16 protein-coding genes are annotated in these 14,593 nt (G+C 56.4%); 5 read left to right on the forward strand and 11 right to left on the reverse strand.

The window, feature by feature from the left end; genetic code table 11:
* The first annotated feature begins 1 nt into the window (after window position 1).
* On the forward strand, window positions 2–1,195 hold the full coding sequence (locus D3871_RS06750; RefSeq protein ID WP_119768196.1) for an alginate O-acetyltransferase AlgX-related protein: 1,194 nt from the start codon (window positions 2–4) through the stop codon (window positions 1,193–1,195).
* Between the two features lie 171 nt (window positions 1,196–1,366).
* On the opposite strand, the gene D3871_RS30165 is transcribed toward D3871_RS06750, so the two are convergent.
* The 4 genes from D3871_RS30165 to D3871_RS06765 form a co-directional block, all read right to left on the reverse strand.
* A complete protein-coding gene (locus D3871_RS30165) occupies window positions 1,367–1,510 on the reverse strand; it encodes a hypothetical protein (protein WP_158597878.1) in 144 nt (47 codons plus the stop codon).
* A 376-nt stretch (window positions 1,511–1,886) separates the two neighbouring features.
* Window positions 1,887–4,094: a YgiQ family radical SAM protein gene (locus tag D3871_RS06755; protein ID WP_119768197.1), complete on the reverse strand. Its 2,208-nt coding sequence runs from the start codon at window positions 4,092–4,094 to the stop codon at window positions 1,887–1,889.
* A 145-nt stretch (window positions 4,095–4,239) separates the two neighbouring features.
* Complete coding sequence (locus D3871_RS06760) at window positions 4,240–4,695, reverse strand: hypothetical protein (protein WP_233575537.1); 456 nt, start codon at window positions 4,693–4,695, stop codon at window positions 4,240–4,242.
* A gap of 74 nt (window positions 4,696–4,769) precedes the next feature.
* The gene (locus D3871_RS06765) at window positions 4,770–5,135 is read right to left on the reverse strand and encodes a hypothetical protein (RefSeq protein WP_119768199.1); all 366 of its coding nucleotides are present in this window, start codon (window positions 5,133–5,135) and stop codon (window positions 4,770–4,772) included.
* A 244-nt stretch (window positions 5,136–5,379) separates the two neighbouring features.
* Here D3871_RS06765 and D3871_RS06770 point away from each other — a divergent pair, with 244 nt between their 5' ends.
* Window positions 5,380–5,706, forward strand: coding sequence for a hypothetical protein (locus tag D3871_RS06770; protein ID WP_119768200.1), 327 nt, complete (start codon window positions 5,380–5,382; stop codon window positions 5,704–5,706).
* A 134-nt stretch (window positions 5,707–5,840) separates the two neighbouring features.
* On the opposite strand, the gene minE is transcribed toward D3871_RS06770, so the two are convergent.
* The 6 genes from minE to kynB form a co-directional block, all read right to left on the reverse strand.
* Complete coding sequence (gene minE, locus D3871_RS06775; RefSeq protein WP_119768201.1) at window positions 5,841–6,104, reverse strand: cell division topological specificity factor MinE; 264 nt, start codon at window positions 6,102–6,104, stop codon at window positions 5,841–5,843.
* A 1-nt stretch (window position 6,105) separates the two neighbouring features.
* Complete coding sequence (gene minD / locus D3871_RS06780; RefSeq protein ID WP_119768202.1) at window positions 6,106–6,921, reverse strand: septum site-determining protein MinD; 816 nt, start codon at window positions 6,919–6,921, stop codon at window positions 6,106–6,108.
* Between the two features lie 25 nt (window positions 6,922–6,946).
* A complete protein-coding gene (gene minC, locus D3871_RS06785) occupies window positions 6,947–7,714 on the reverse strand; it encodes a septum site-determining protein MinC (RefSeq protein ID WP_119768203.1) in 768 nt (255 codons plus the stop codon).
* Between the two features lie 350 nt (window positions 7,715–8,064).
* Window positions 8,065–8,904, reverse strand: a complete 840-nt coding sequence (kynA, locus tag D3871_RS06790) for a tryptophan 2,3-dioxygenase (protein WP_119768204.1) — start codon at window positions 8,902–8,904, stop codon at window positions 8,065–8,067.
* Window positions 8,905–8,914: 10 nt separating this feature from the next.
* The gene (gene kynU / locus D3871_RS06795) at window positions 8,915–10,165 is read right to left on the reverse strand and encodes a kynureninase (RefSeq protein WP_119768205.1); all 1,251 of its coding nucleotides are present in this window, start codon (window positions 10,163–10,165) and stop codon (window positions 8,915–8,917) included.
* Window positions 10,162–10,809, reverse strand: coding sequence for an arylformamidase (gene kynB, locus D3871_RS06800; protein WP_119768206.1), 648 nt, complete (start codon window positions 10,807–10,809; stop codon window positions 10,162–10,164). The genes kynU and kynB overlap by 4 nt, the downstream gene beginning before the upstream one ends.
* Before the next feature lie 130 nt (window positions 10,810–10,939).
* Between kynB and D3871_RS06805 the strand changes: the two genes are divergently transcribed.
* From D3871_RS06805 to D3871_RS06815, 3 genes are all read left to right on the forward strand, one after another.
* The gene (locus D3871_RS06805) at window positions 10,940–11,413 is read left to right on the forward strand and encodes an Lrp/AsnC family transcriptional regulator (protein ID WP_119768207.1); all 474 of its coding nucleotides are present in this window, start codon (window positions 10,940–10,942) and stop codon (window positions 11,411–11,413) included.
* 221 nt (window positions 11,414–11,634) lie between these two features.
* Complete coding sequence (phbB, locus tag D3871_RS06810; protein WP_119768208.1) at window positions 11,635–12,381, forward strand: acetoacetyl-CoA reductase; 747 nt, start codon at window positions 11,635–11,637, stop codon at window positions 12,379–12,381.
* A 61-nt stretch (window positions 12,382–12,442) separates the two neighbouring features.
* Entirely contained in the window at window positions 12,443–13,237 is a 795-nt protein-coding gene (locus tag D3871_RS06815) for a phasin family protein (RefSeq protein WP_119768209.1), read from the forward strand.
* A 330-nt stretch (window positions 13,238–13,567) separates the two neighbouring features.
* On the opposite strand, the gene D3871_RS06820 is transcribed toward D3871_RS06815, so the two are convergent.
* A complete protein-coding gene (locus D3871_RS06820) occupies window positions 13,568–14,380 on the reverse strand; it encodes a Crp/Fnr family transcriptional regulator (RefSeq protein WP_119768210.1) in 813 nt (270 codons plus the stop codon).
* Window positions 14,381–14,593: the final 213 nt, after the last annotated feature.

Genomic DNA, 14,593 nt, shown 5'->3' on the forward strand with positions numbered 1-14,593 from the left:
CATGTCGGCATTCGCAAACAGGTTTGCCGGTAATGCGGCAAAGATCATCATAGTGGCACTGCTGTCGATCCCTGCAGTGCTGGCGTTGTGGCAGCCGGCGCAAGGCGTTGGCGAGAATCGTTATCTCGCTGCTTTTCCTGCAAAGCCGCATGATTGGGAGACTGTCGTCCGGTTTCCGGCGCGGCTGGATTTATGGATTAACGACCATTTCGGTTTTCGCGACGTATTGGTCCAGCTGAATAACCGGCTGCGTTATACGCTGTTCAAGCAGTTTCCGACGTTGCAGGTGATCGAAGGGCAGGGCGGTCGGATTTTTCTGGCGACGCATTCCACTGCCCACGCGCCTTATGCGGCCATCACACAGGCATGCGGCTATCGGTACGAGCATGCCGATGGCATCGCAAAGCAGGTGAGCGCCTTTGATGCAGGATTCAGGAAACTTGGTGTCGATGCCAGGTTGCTGGTGGCGCCCAGTTCTCCTGTGATGTATGAAAGCGAGTTGCCGGTCTGGCTGCGCCAGCGCTGCGATCCGGCGATGGCGCCCGTGCCGCGTGTGATGATGTCGCCGTTTCTCGCGCCGGAGGCGCGTCAGCGTATCTACTATCCGATTGCTGAAGCAAAACAGATTGGCCAGACCACGCCCGTTATTCCGAAAACATGGTTTCACTGGAGCGGCACTGGGCCGAGGCTGATCGCAGCCGCAAGCGTGCGTCATTTCTGGGATACAAACGCCAGTTCGGCAACTGACCTGAAAACTTCCGAGCAGTTGAAACCTTCGGATATTTCACACCTTTTCCCCGGTGTCGAACTGGAAAGCAAGGTAGAAGTCGCCGACTTCAAGGTTTCCGGCATTGAGCAGTGTGCAGGACCAGCCTGCCATCATCCCGCCTTGCAGAGCGTCATGGCCAAGCTTGGCGATATTTCGCTTTATCGGAATGCCTCCGCGCCGGACCGGAGGCTTGTCATGTTGTCCGACTCGTTCGGGCAACATATCGCCGGCTGGTATTCGCCGTTTTATCGCGAGGTAGTACATCTGTCGACCAATAATCTGGCCATGCTTGACGATGTCGAGATCAAAGCCATACATGCGCACTTTCTGCAGCCCGCGGAAAGCCAGCACCTGTTGTTTCTATATCACGACGGTTCGTTACTTAGCGGCCGGCTTGAGGTCGATTTGAAAAAGCTCGGCGTTTGACAAGACAGGATGCGAAATGCACGGTATTAGCGTCGCGCGAATGACAGCCGCCATCGACAAAGTCAATGGATGGAAATTGTCGAGGGGCAGAGTGAAAAATTAAAGTCCCACTTGTGGTCGAAACACTTGCCGGCATGTCGGCGTAGTCGGCGTGTGCGACGCCATAGTATTTCAACCGAACCAGCGTAGCGCCAGATAGGTCATCCCGATCATGACGGCCGACGAACAGGTGATGCAGAGGACAGCCTGCAATTTGTTGTAGTTGAAACCGGAGTCAGTATTGCAGACCAATGCATCCTGTCGTGTGTTTCTCATATTGTCCTCGATTGATGAATGGCAATCGCTTGCTTGAAGTCATTGTATCGAAGGTGTGCCTTGAATCAATAGTCTGACAGGCAACTTTCACAGGTTTCTTTTGCGAATCCGCAAACGGCGTTGCGTAAAGTCAATTGATCGCTGCATTCCGATAAAAGCCGGATTAATGGGCAACTGCAGAAAACCGAATTGCAGAAACCAATAAAAAAGCCCGCAGACCTTGCGGTTGCGGGCTAAATCCAATTCAAGAAGAGTTGGAGGAGACACAATCACTATAGACGAGACTGGGATAATCCTCCGCTTTATTCTGGCAATACCTGATATATGAAATTTTTATATCACTGCGTGAAGGCGGGTGAAGGCGGTAGCGGCCAGCTTATTTTGCCTTCCGGGCCGCTTTCACGGCTGAAGTTTTATACGATGGCCGTGCTCCGAATTTTCCCGCTTTGGCATCAAAAGCTTTCCTTGAAGGCGTGCCGGAGCCGATCTGCTTGCGGGCTTGTCCCGGTTGGGTGGATGCGCCGAACGCAGGCGGGGTATAACGCGGCACCAGATGCCGGTCGCTATTGCCGATCAGATCCGACCTGCCCATGCGTTGCAATGCCTCGCGCAGGATGGGCCAGTTGTCCGGATCGTGGTAGCGGAGGAAAGCCTTGTGCAGACGGCGGATTTTTCCGGCGCGTACTGTCTCAACCGCCTCGGAATCGGCGGACACCTTGTGCAGCGGATTCTTGCGGCCGTGGTACATCGCCGTCGCCATTGCCATCGGGGTTGGCAGGAAAGTCTGTACCTGATCGAGCTGGAAATTGTTTTTCTTCAGCCAGATTGCAAGATTCAGCATGTCTTCATCGGTCGTGCCCGGATGGGCAGCGATGAAGTAGGGGATCAGATATTGTTCCTTGCCAGCTTCGCGCGAGAAGCGTTCGAACATTTCCTTGAAGGCATAGTACGAACCCATGCCCGGCTTCATCATCTTTGAAAGCGGCCCGTCTTCGGAATGTTCGGGGGCAATCTTCAGCAAACCGCCAACATGGTGGGTTACCAGTTCCTTCACATATTCCGGCGATTTGACCGCCAGGTCGTAGCGCAAGCCCGAGCTGACGAGGATCTTCTTGATGCCAGGAATGGCGCGCGCCTTGCGGTACAGCTGGATCAGCTTGCTGTGATCGGTATTCAGGTTCACGCAGATGCTTGGATAGACGCAGGACAGCCGGCGGCAGGATTCTTCGATCTTCTTGTCCTTGCAGGCAAGACGGTACATGTTCGCGGTCGGTCCGCCCAGATCGGAAATGGTTCCGGTAAAGCCCTTGGTCTTGTCGCGGATGAGTTCGATTTCGCGCAGGATCGACGGTTCCGAGCGGCTCTGGATGATGCGTCCCTCATGCTCGGTGATCGAGCAAAAGGTGCATCCGCCGAAACAGCCGCGCATGATGTTGACCGAGAAGCGAATCATTTCCCACGCGGGTATGTGTGCCTTGCCATACGCCGGATGCGGCGACCGTGCATAGGGCATGTCATAGACGCCATCCATCTCATCCATGGCAAGCGGCAGCGGCGGCGGATTCAGCCAGACATCGCGCTCCCCATGAGCCTGCACCAGTGCGCGGGCATTGCCGGGATTCGATTCCAGGTGCAGTACGCGCGAAGCGTGCGCATAAAGAATCGGATCGTCCTTGACCGCGTCGTAGGAAGGCAGGCGTACTACCGTCTTGCTGCGCTGTTCCCTCAGTGCCGCCTGCCGCTCTTCGCGACTCAGGATCACGACCGGGCGTTCGACAACCGCAGTCTCGGCCGTGCCGCAGCTTGCCGGCTCCTTCTGCTTCATTTCATAGGGATCGGGATGCGCTTCGACGCGGCCCGGCGTGTCGTAGCGGGTCGAATTCGCTTCGGTCCAGCCGTCTGCCGGCTTCCAGCCGCTCGGCGCCATGAAAGCGGTGCCGCGCAGATCGCGAATCGACTTGATCGGTTCGCCAGCGGCGATGCGGTGCGTTAGTTCGACCAGTGCGCGCTCGGCATTACCGTACAAAAGGATATCGGCCTTCGAGTCGGGCAGCACGGAACGCCGGACCTTGTCCGACCAGTAATCGTAATGGGCGATACGGCGCAGGCTTGCCTCGATGCTGCCGACGACGACATTGGCATCCGGATACGCTTCACGAGCGCGCTGGGCGTAGACCACGAGGGCGCGATCCGGACGCTTGTTGGGATCGCCGTCGGCGGTATAGGCGTCTTCGGAACGAATTTTCCTGTCGGATGTATATCGATTGATCATCGAATCCATATTGCCGGCAGTGACCCCGAAATACAGATTCGGACGGCCCAATGCACGGAATGCTTCCGCCGAATGCCAGTCCGGCTGGCTGATGATGCCGACCCGGAAACCCTGCTTTTCCAGCAAGCGTCCCACCAGCGCCATCCCGAAGCTGGGATGGTCGATATAGGCGTCGCCGGTCACGAGAATGACGTCGCAGGAATCCCATCCCAGCGCCTCCATTTCCGCACGCGACATGGGGAGGAAGGGGGCCGGCGTCGTGTAATCGGCGCGGTGGCGCGGATAGGAAAACAGGTTTTTAGGTGCGTTCATGTTGGGGCGGATTGTACCGGAATTGCACTGGGCACGGCTCTCTGACCGGCCTGGCTTGCTGACTCGGAGAGCCAAGGACCTATGACCGGTTGGGTGGCAAAGAGTTGCCTCGTAGCGCGCGAGATTCAAGCGAGTCTACAAATTGCTAACGCACAATGCGGCCCGGAGGCGGTGGGGAGGGATACGCAGTTGTCCGTTCGGGGAAATCACGGAAAAAATACCCCATGAGGCCTCCGCGGCCGGAAGGAATCCGGTGTCCTTTTGCATACATGCATTGCTGGTAACCGATGTCATACCGCTGCTGTAGGCTGCCCGCGCTGTAGGCGGCATGACCGGTACCCGCCAGGCCGCCCAATGCAAGACCGCCGCCGGCACCGGCCGCGGCGCCTCTTCCTCCATCGATGGCGGCGCCTGCCACGGCACCGAGCAGGGTGCCGACGATCGCCGAGCGAGCGCCGCTGTCGAGACCCGCGCTGTCCGGGTTGCCGCCACCGCTCTGCTCATAAGCGAATTGCCGGCAAACATCATTATCTGCCCGGAACTGCTCAAAGCTTTTGTCTGTTCCCGGCAATACCATCACACTGGGCTGGTTCGGAGGCATGACAGTACAGGCCGTTACGCCGAGTACTGTGCAAAGACACGCCAAGCACCGCACTGCACGCGAAGACATGATGCTCACCTCAGGTCGGGCGGTTGGGGCGTAACCAACTCCCAGCCGGTCGGGCATTCCCGGACATAGGGGTAATACGCTTCGGCGCTACGGCAGTAATACCACCATGAGCTCGCCTGCTGTTCGCGCGCATTCTTCTCCATATAGGCTTGCGGCACCGATGGGACCGTGATTACAGGTGGATAAGTGTAGATGCCGGGATAGCGATATTGCCATGCTCCGGTGACAGGAACGCCGAGCACGATGTCGACACTTGCCCGATGATGGCCATGCCAGTGACCATATGCATGTCGCCCATGCGCCCAGGCGAGTTCGGTAAACAGCAAGCCGACAAGCAAAACAATCAGGAACCGCGGTTTGAGCACCTTCATGGCCGCCCCCTTCAATCAAATTCCAAGCAGGCGCGCGGTCGCGCCAGAAGTTTGGACATGAATGCGCAGCCTCAGTTCTTGTTTGATACATGTTTGCCATCCCCGCTAGAGGCAGACTATGGTTATCTATTTGTTATCTCTTTTCTCAATGAGGCAGAGCATGTTCGATCAGGAACTCGTTTGTTAGCCGTTTATCAAATTCTTCCCGTTGCCATTGGCTTCGACTTTCAAAAGGAGACAGGAAATGATGCAAGCAAACGAATTGCAGCAACGCTTCAGTCACGTGGAAAGCATGGTTCACGAAGCAGCGCAGCGCTGTGAATCGACCCAAAGCGTGCCGATGGACTTGAAAGATTGCATGCAACAGTTGGATCAGCGTATGGAGCAGGCAAGGGGAATGATGCGTTCGCAGGACGAACAGCAGATCGTCCAGTGTGTGGATGATCTGGAGCAGCTTGGCGACCGCGCCAAGAATGCATGCGAAAAAGCCCCGTCCGTCGACAGCGAGTTGAGAAGTGTCGTGATGCAGGCCCATCGCGAGCTGTCGGACTTGAAGCACCAATTGCATTAAACGCATCGAACATGGGCCATCCGGCGGCAGGCCCTTGTCTTTCCGGCAATGCAAAACGACGCGTGTGGCAGTAGCTACGCGCGTCGTTCCTTTCAGTCGTCCACCCCGCATAGAGGCGAAATCGAGGGTGCTGCTTATTTACCCGGGACCGCGTCGGGCAGCACCACATTGACATCCAGGACTTCCAGGTTGCCCTGACGGTCAAGCGAAATCTTGATGTCGTCGGCGTTCACCTTCGCATACTTTGAAATCACTTCAATCAGTTCCTTGTGCAAGGCTGGCAAGAAGTCCGGACCATCGCGACCATTACGTTCGCGGGCGATGATCACCTGCAGGCGCTCCTTGGCTGCGCTGGCGGTTTTGGGTTTGGTGTTGAACAGGAATGAGAGTAGTGCCATATCACTTACCCTTGAACAGTCTCTGGAACAGGCCAGGTTTTTCGTAGGCGGTAAAGCGCATCGGCACTTCATGGCCGAGGAATCGCGCAACGACGTCCTGATAGGCTTCCGATACGTCGCTACCTGTCATGTGAATAGCGGGATTGCCTTGGTTCGACGCGTGCAGCACCGATTCGGATTCGGGAATGATGCCGATCAGCGGAATGCGCAGGATTTCCTGCACATCGGTGTAGGACAGCATTTCGCCGGCTTCGACGCGCTTGGGCACGTAGCGGGTGATCAGCAGATGCTCCTTTACCGGTTCGCCGCCGTTGAGAGCGCGTCTGGACTTGGCCTGGATGATGCCCAGGATGCGGTCCGAGTCGCGGACCGACGATACTTCCGGATTGGTGACGATGACTGCTTCGTCGGCGAAGGTCAGCGCCATTACCGCACCGTGCTCGATACCCGCCGGAGAGTCGCAGACGATGTATTCGAAATCCATCTTGGCCAGATTATTAAGCACACGCTCGACGCCGGCTTCGCTCAGGGCGTCCTTGTCGCGGGTTTGCGATGCAGGTAGCACGAACAGGTTGTCGCAATGCTTGTCCTTGATCAGGGCCTGGTTCAGCGTGGCTTCATTGTTGATAACGTTGATCAGGTCATATACCACGCGGCGTTCGCAACCCATGATCAGGTCAAGATTGCGCAGGCCGACGTCAAAGTCGATTACGGCAGTCTTGTGCCCGCGCAAGGCAAGTCCCGACGCGAAGCTGGCGCTGGAGGTGGTCTTGCCGACGCCTCCTTTACCGGACGTTACAACGATGATTTTGGCCACAAAAAACTCCTTAAAAGACAAATAACTAGGCGCGAATGGACAGGATATCTATCCGGTCGCCCTGAAGACGGACCTGCGCCGGTTGCTTCGCCAGATCCTTCGGTAACCCGCCATCGAATGTGCGGTAAATGCCGGCGATGGAAACCAGTTCGGCTTCCATGCTCAGCGTGAAAATTCGTGCTTCCGCATTGCCGCTTGCGCCTGCCAGCGCGCGTCCGCGCAACGGAGCATAGACATGGATGCTGCCGTCGGCGATCAATTCGGCGCCATTGTTGACGATGGCGTTGACGATCAGGTCACAGCCGCGGGCATAAATGCGCTGGCCGGCCCGGACCGGGGTATCGATGATCATGGCGGAGGTGATCGCCTGCGCTGCAGCGGGCGGTACGACTGCCGGAGCCGCAGGTGCGGGTAAAGGGGCTGGTGCTGGTGCGGCAGCCGCTTCTTCTGGCAGCGCGTCCTGACGCGACGGCGCGAGGGTGTCGATCGTCATGCCATGCGCCACGATTTGCGCTTCCTGTTCAGGCGGTGCGCCGCGAACCGCCACCGGGTTCAGGCTGTAGCCGCTAAAGAGGGCAGTCAGTGCCGACCAGTCGATCACGGTGTCGGTGAAATCGATCGACGACACATCGATGACCATCAGGTCGTTGTCGAAATAATCCGAAGCGCCACCGGTCGCCTGCTTCAATGCCGCATCCAGCGTAGCAAGGTCGGCCGTGCGCAGGATGGCGGATACCGCCACGACGGTTGAAATCTTGATCTCTATCGGCTTGTTGTTCTGTTTCGTTGACATAAACGCTAATCGGTTTGTCGAAGATGCGAAGCTGCGTGAGCAAAATGGTATGCGCGGTCCGCCAAATCCGCCAAATGAAACGGGCCGCATTGAAAGCGGCCCGAACGTCCTGAATCGGTTTTTGGCAATGTGTGTTCAACAGTCCGGATTCCGCAGGACCCGGCGTACGATCCGTACCGCCCTACCATGCAACCCGCCCGGCTTTACACACATTCCTGAAACCCGCTCAGGGGAAGCGGAATTCCTTGCAGCGCATTGAACAATTGCTCACCACTCGCTCCGTGCTTTGCGGCGTATTATACCTGTTGCCGCCGCGCTATCCTGCTGATTCTGCATACTTTTTCTTTTCGTTACAGGGCAGTGCGCAAGGCAAATAGTTCCGGAAAAAGCACGATTTCGAGCATTTTTTTCAGATAGCTTGCACCGGCCGTGCCGCCGGTCCCGGTCTTGAAACCGATGATGCGCTCGACCGTGGTGACATGGCGGAAGCGCCAGAACCGGAATGCCGTCTCCAGGTCGACCAGTTTCTCTGCCAGCTCATAGAGGGCCCAGTGCTTCGACGGTTCGCGATAGACCTCGAGCCATGCCTGCTTGACCGATTCATTGGCGACCGTCGGCAGCGTGCGGTCGACGGCAAGCCGATCTGCGTCGATGTGCAAGCCCTGCCGTGACAGCAGCATGACGGCTTCGTCGTAGATTGACGGAGCATGCAGTGTCGCCATGAGCCGCTGATGATTTTCAGGCGCGGCAGTATGGACGGACAGCAGTGCCGCATTCTTGTTGCCAAGGACGAATTCAATCTCGCGGTACTGATAGGACTGGAACCCGGATGACTGTCCAAGATAGGGACGTATGGCGGAATACTCCGGTGGCGTCATCGTTGCCAGCACATCCCATGCATGCACCAGCTGGTCCATGATCCGGGCAACGCGTGCAAGCATCTTGAAGGCCGGCGGCAGATCATCCTGTTGCATGCGCAATAGTGCGGCATGCAATTCATGCAGCATCAGTTTCATCCAGAGTTCACTGGTCTGGTGCTGGATGATGAACAGCATTTCATTGTGGTCGGGCGAGCGCGGATGCTGTGCTGACAGCACCTCGTCCAGCGCAAGATAGTCGCCGTAACTCATCGACTTGGTAAAGTCCATCTGGGCGCCGTGCCAGGAAGCCGGTTTGTCGTTTTCGTTCATGATTGCCGCCTTAGGTGACCGCGTCGCGTAATGCGTCCGCGTCGTATTTTTCATGGTCGAGAATGTCGACGAGGGCATCGACCGCATCCCAGACATCGACGAAGCTTGTGTAGAGCGGCGTGAAACCGAAGCGCATCACGTGGGGTTCGCGGTAGTCTCCGATCACGCCGCGGGCGATCAATGCCTGCATCACCGAATAGCCTTGAGGGTGTGCGTAGCTCACCTGACTGCCGCGCCGGGCATGTTCGCGCGGCGTCACCAGTTCGAGCGGGTGATGCCCGCAGCGGGCTTCCACCAGCGCGATGAACAGGTCGGTCAGCGCCAGCGACTTGGCGCGCAGGGTTTGCATCGAGGTCTGCGCAAAGACTTCAAGCCCGCATTCGACCATGGCCAGCGAGGCAATCGGCTGGGTGCCGCACAATGCGCGACGAATTCCTCCTGTCGGTTCAAACAGCGGCTGCATCGCAAACGGCGTTGCGTGCGACCACCAGCCCGACAGGGGTTGACGGAATTCCACCTGATGCCGCTCGGGCACCCAGATGAAGGCCGGTGCGCCCGGACCGCCATTGAGGTACTTGTAGGTGCAGCCCACGGCGTAGTCGGCCCCATCCGCATTCAGGTCCACCGGAACGGCGCCGGCAGAATGCGCAAGGTCCCACAACATCAATGCTCCGCGCGCATGAGCGAGCGCGCTGATGCGGCGCATGTCATGCATGTAGCCGGTGCGATAGTTGACGTGCGTGAGCATCACTACCGCCGTGGATTCGTCCACTGCGGTATCAAGCTGTTCCGGCGAATCGATCAGGCGGACTTCATAGCCGCGCTCCAGCCATGACGCAATTCCCTGTGCAATATAGACGTCGGTGGGGAAGTTGGCGCGCTCAGTGACGATGACACGCCGTCCCGCATTTTTTTCACTATGCGCCTGACGGTGCAAGGCGGCGGCCAGAGCCTTGAAAAGATTGATCGAGGTTGAGTCGGTCACCACGACTTCGTTGTTCAGTGCGCCGATTAGCGGCGCCAGTCTATCGCCCAGACGTGAGGGCAGGTCAAACCAGCCGGCCTTGTTCCAACTCCGGATCAGGTCGTTTCCCCATTCATCGGCGATGACTTGCTGGGCTCGCGCGAGCGCGGCTTTGGGCCGTGCGCCGAGCGAGTTGCCGTCAAGGTAAATGACGCCTTCCGGCAGGGCGAACTGCGTGCGCAGCGGCGCGAGTGCATCGGCGGTATCCCGTTCCTGGCAATGGCTACGCGTGATCATTGCGCACCTCCCTGCAGGCTGCGCAAAACAGCGCGTACCGGGCTTGCATCCATGCCCGCCAGCTTCAGCGGCAAGGCAATGAGCTCATAGTCACCGGCCGGCACGCCGTCGAGAACAATGCCTTCCAGGATGGCCATTCCATGCGCGCGTACGGCGTGATGCGCATCCAAGGTTTTTGATTCCTGCGGATCGAGCGAAGGGGTATCGATACCGACCAGTGCCACCCCTGCTCGCGCAAGAAGTGCGATGGTGGCGGGCGCGACGCATGCGAAAGCGTCGTCCCAACGGTCTTTCGGCGCATTGGCATAGGTGCGGAAAAGCACGCGAGGCGGTACTCCGGCAAGTGCGGATTCGATGTGATGTGGTTCGACGCATGCGACACCGGTGCAATCGATCACGCGGCAGACACCAAGGTAGGGGTGCAGCGGAACTGCATCAATCGATGCCCCGGCTGCGTCGTAGTGGGACGGGGCGTCGCAATGCGCACCGGTGTGGGTCGACATCGTCAACCGGCTGACATGCACTGGGCAGCCGCCTTCGATTTTCCAGGTCGGTTCGGCAGAAAAAGGCGTATCGCCAGGCCACACAGGAATGGCGGGCGAAAGAAGGGGACTGATGTCCCAAATGAGCGTGGTGTCTCGCATGAAATATCCTTTGATCGAATATTCGAATTTTATAGCGGGATGAGAACAATATTTCAGCAATGTGAATGGGTATATTCATTAAATATGCAATAAAATTGCAATTTTAAAGAACTATTTCACGAAAAATTCTATGGCTCTCGATGCGACCGATTTCAAGCTCCTAAACTTGCTGCAGCAGGACGGCCGCATGAGCAATCTTGAACTTGCTGAAAAAGTGTTTCTGTCGCCGTCATCCTGCCTGCGCAGGGTTCGCATGCTTGAAGAAAGCGGAATGATCAGCCACTACAGCGCGGTACTCAATCCCGCCGCTTTAGGCCTCGAAGTAGATGCTTTTGTGCAGGTAACGATGCGGCGCGATGTCGAGCATTGGCATGAGCACTTCACTGCCTCGATCGCCGCGTGGCCGGAAGTGATCGGTTCTTACATCATTACCGGCGAGGCCAATTATCTGCTGCGCGTAAGGGCGCGCAGCCTCAAGCATTTTTCCATGTTCGTACTGGAGAAGCTTTACAAGACCGCAGGCGTGCTTGACATCAAATCGAATATTGTCCTGCAAACGCTGAAGGATACGCAGGCAATCGCGCCTGAACTTCTTCACGATTAGCATTCTGGATTTATCTCGCATCCTGCGCCTGTTTGATATCGGTTTTTTCTACCGAACTAAATTTGCTGCGGCTACTCGAATTTTTCTCGGCAACGTACGCTCGAACGGATTGATGGCAGGAGGCTCCCTGTTGTGCATCGGCTTTCCCTGTCATCGCTCTCTGTCTTAAGGCGTCTGGTCCGAGGCCATGAAACCATGTTTATACGATAGGAGGAGACGCCATGGATTCAAGAAGAGTAGCCATTGTTACAGGTGGTATGGGTGGACTTGGGGAAGCGATCTGCAAGAAACTGCATCATGCAGGTTTTCGTGTCGTAGCGACGCACTCACCCAGCAATACGGAAGCGGCCGGGTGGATGGCCGCGCACAAGGCGGAGGGATTTGACTTTAGCACCGCACGTATTGATGTCGCGGAGTTTTCTTCCTGTGAAGCCGGCATTATGCAGATACTGAGGGATCTGGGCCGCATCGACGTCCTCGTCAATAATGCAGGAATTACCCGTGACATGACGTTGAGAAAGATGACCCCGGATGATTGGATGGCCGTACGCAAGACCAATCTCGACAGTGTATTCAATATGACCAAGCTTGCGATCCACGGAATGCTGGAAAACCAGTGGGGCCGGATCGTGAATATCTCTTCCGTAAACGGACAGAAAGGCGCCTTCGGTCAAACCAATTATGCGGCTGCAAAGGCTGCCATGCATGGGTTCACCAAGGCGCTTGCACTTGAAGTGGCGAGCAAGGGAATCACGGTCAATACCGTGTCGCCCGGCTATCTGAAAACCAAAATGGTCACGCAGATTCCGGAAGACGTTCTAAAAGAAAAGATACTGCCGCAAATCCCCATGGGCCGTCTTGGTGAACCGGATGAAGTGGCAGGACTGGTCGCCTATCTTTGCTCGGAAGACGCTGCTTTCCTGACCGGAGCCAACATCTCGATTAATGGTGGTCAACATATGCAATGAACTCAAGCTCGCAAGCGCTTGATGCGTCTCAAGCGTGGTGCGATGGTAGTGCAGGCCTCTGATGAAACAGCCGAAAATAATAGCCTTCGATGCTGTTCTCTACTATTACAGATTTCAAAACCCACCTTACGAGGGGAAAGCCATGCAAAACGTATTCAGCCCGCTCGCGAGCGTTTGTCAGACGCAACTAGAGGCGTCACGACAACTCGCCGATACGATTTTCGCGGGAACACAGAAGATCGATCACATCATGCTTGAAGCCACGCATCAAGCCTTTACCGACCAGCTCGAATTTGTCCAGGAACTGACCACCGCGCGCGATCCAGGTTCGCTTGGGACCGCTTTTCAGTCGCGATTGATGGCTCGCAATTCCGGTAAGGCGACCGAATATCAGCGCCAGTTGTTAGGTATTGTCGTCGAGATGCAAAGCGAAATTGGCAGGAACATGCAGAATTACGTCGAGCAAATTCGTAATCGTGCCGTCGATGGCATGAAAACACCGACAGAAATTAACGAGGCAGCCAGGGATCAACCCACCACGGATGGCTCACCTATTAATCCGCTCGCAGGCATGTTTTCGGTTTGGGAAAATGCGTTCAAGGACGCAGCCACACTCGCGCGCCGTAATATGAGCATGGCCGGCTCCATGGCACAAGACGCTGCAAAAGCAGCGAGCGACGCCGCAGCGAGCAATGCCAATGTGATCGCCGGCGTGAGCGAGACGTCTGCTGCGGCCGCAGCCAATTCAACCGACGCGACAGCGGATGTCATTTCGTCCGCAACAGACGATGCAGGCGGCAGCGTATCATCCGACAAGAAAGGCTACCCGTCAGGAAGCTCCGGCAAGAAAAAATAAGCTGCTAGTGTAGTGTTTCACGTAGATTGAGACTGATAAAAGTGATGGATTTCGCGGCGAATCGAGGCGCACACCGCAGCAATAGCGAGCTATTGCGAGGATGTGCAACGAAGAGTCGGCGTGAAAGACGCACTTTTATGTCTCAAGAAGAGTGAAACACTACACTAAACTTTGCCACTGGACCGGTCTGCATGACGGTCTTGGCGGATGTCTTGGGTAGATCGCACCTCTACGTTGCACCACTGAATGAACGTGATAAAGCCCGCGCAAAGCGGGCTTTATTGCTCTATGAATGCATTTAAAGGCGCCAATGGCGCCTTCCGTGCCATATCACGCTGAAGCGAGTTCACCCCAATCCGTGTCGGGCTGGTCATTTTGTTGAGTGGCTTGCTTGGACTTCTTCGCTGCAATCTGCTTTGCACGCGAACTGGAAGGCGGCAAGCGACGCAGGGTACGCAACGCTTCCGGATCCTTGATGCCAATCGAACGCTGATCAACGGTGATTAATCCGATTTCGTTGAAGGCCGACAAGGTGCGACTGACGGTTTCCAGGGTCAGGCCGAGATAACTGCCGATTTCATGACGGGTCATCCGCAGGTTGAACAATTTGCTCGAATAGCCCATGTCTGCGTAACGCTCGGACAGGTTGACGAGGAAGCGCGCCACGCGGGCTTCCGCACTCAATGCGCCCAGCATGCTGACCATCGCCTGCTCGCGTACCAGTTCGCGGCTCATCACGCTGTACATCGCATGCTCGAATTCGACATGAGCACGCCCCAGAGCAGTGAGCTTCTTGAACGGCAGCAGGATGAGATCGCAATTGGACAAGGCCACCGCCTCGGACGCATACCGTTTGGTGTGGATGCCGTCAACACCGAAGAGGTCGCCCTTCATTGGAAAGCTCAACACCTGCTCATTGCCGAACTCATCGATCAGAACGGTTTTCAGAAAGCCCGAGTGTACGATATAGAGCGTATCGAAAGGCTGGCCAATGGTATGAATGCGTTGGCCTGTTTTGAATTGAACATGCTGGAACAGCAGTTCTTCGTCTGTATGAATGGCGGCGGAAGGAATGCGGAGTACTTCGCATAATTCCTTCAGATTGGACCACAGCTTGCCCTGTCGCTGCCAACCGGCTTCCATCGACGGAGAGTGAAGTGTCGATAGGGAAGAGTCGGTACGATTCTCAGACGCTTGCGTTGACAACATGGTCATCTCCTAATTCAGATCATTCAGTAAGGTTCATGCGGAGGCGTAGACCCCGCATGACTGTCAAAGCTTCCCCGGTTTGATTATTGGAAATTTTCCTGTGCGCACCAGGTTGTCCAGAATCATTAGCGGCTTATCAGCCTGTCA

The organism is Noviherbaspirillum saxi (genome assembly GCF_003591035.1).
Classification (GTDB): domain Bacteria; phylum Pseudomonadota; class Gammaproteobacteria; order Burkholderiales; family Burkholderiaceae_D; genus Noviherbaspirillum; species Noviherbaspirillum saxi.

What these genes read in the sequence shown, in the direction of transcription:
- D3871_RS06750 (WP_119768196.1), top strand. Translation starts at nt 2, where the DNA reads ATGTCGGCATTCGCAAACAGGTTTGCCGGTAATGCGGCAAAGATCATC.
- D3871_RS30165 (WP_158597878.1), bottom strand. Translation starts at nt 1,510, where the DNA reads ATGAGAAACACACGACAGGATGCATTGGTCTGCAATACTGACTCCGGT.
- D3871_RS06755 (WP_119768197.1), bottom strand. Translation starts at nt 4,094, where the DNA reads ATGAACGCACCTAAAAACCTGTTTTCCTATCCGCGCCACCGCGCCGAT.
- D3871_RS06760 (WP_233575537.1), bottom strand. Translation starts at nt 4,695, where the DNA reads ATGCCTCCGAACCAGCCCAGTGTGATGGTATTGCCGGGAACAGACAAA.
- D3871_RS06765 (WP_119768199.1), bottom strand. Translation starts at nt 5,135, where the DNA reads ATGAAGGTGCTCAAACCGCGGTTCCTGATTGTTTTGCTTGTCGGCTTG.
- D3871_RS06770 (WP_119768200.1), top strand. Translation starts at nt 5,380, where the DNA reads ATGATGCAAGCAAACGAATTGCAGCAACGCTTCAGTCACGTGGAAAGC.
- minE (WP_119768201.1), bottom strand. Translation starts at nt 6,104, where the DNA reads ATGGCACTACTCTCATTCCTGTTCAACACCAAACCCAAAACCGCCAGC.
- minC (WP_119768203.1), bottom strand. Translation starts at nt 7,714, where the DNA reads ATGTCAACGAAACAGAACAACAAGCCGATAGAGATCAAGATTTCAACC.
- kynA (WP_119768204.1), bottom strand. Translation starts at nt 8,904, where the DNA reads ATGAACGAAAACGACAAACCGGCTTCCTGGCACGGCGCCCAGATGGAC.
- kynU (WP_119768205.1), bottom strand. Translation starts at nt 10,165, where the DNA reads ATGATCACGCGTAGCCATTGCCAGGAACGGGATACCGCCGATGCACTC.
- kynB (WP_119768206.1), bottom strand. Translation starts at nt 10,809, where the DNA reads ATGCGAGACACCACGCTCATTTGGGACATCAGTCCCCTTCTTTCGCCC.
- D3871_RS06805 (WP_119768207.1), top strand. Translation starts at nt 10,940, where the DNA reads ATGGCTCTCGATGCGACCGATTTCAAGCTCCTAAACTTGCTGCAGCAG.
- phbB (WP_119768208.1), top strand. Translation starts at nt 11,635, where the DNA reads ATGGATTCAAGAAGAGTAGCCATTGTTACAGGTGGTATGGGTGGACTT.
- D3871_RS06815 (WP_119768209.1), top strand. Translation starts at nt 12,443, where the DNA reads ATGAAACAGCCGAAAATAATAGCCTTCGATGCTGTTCTCTACTATTAC.
- D3871_RS06820 (WP_119768210.1), bottom strand. Translation starts at nt 14,380, where the DNA reads ATGGAAGCCGGTTGGCAGCGACAGGGCAAGCTGTGGTCCAATCTGAAG.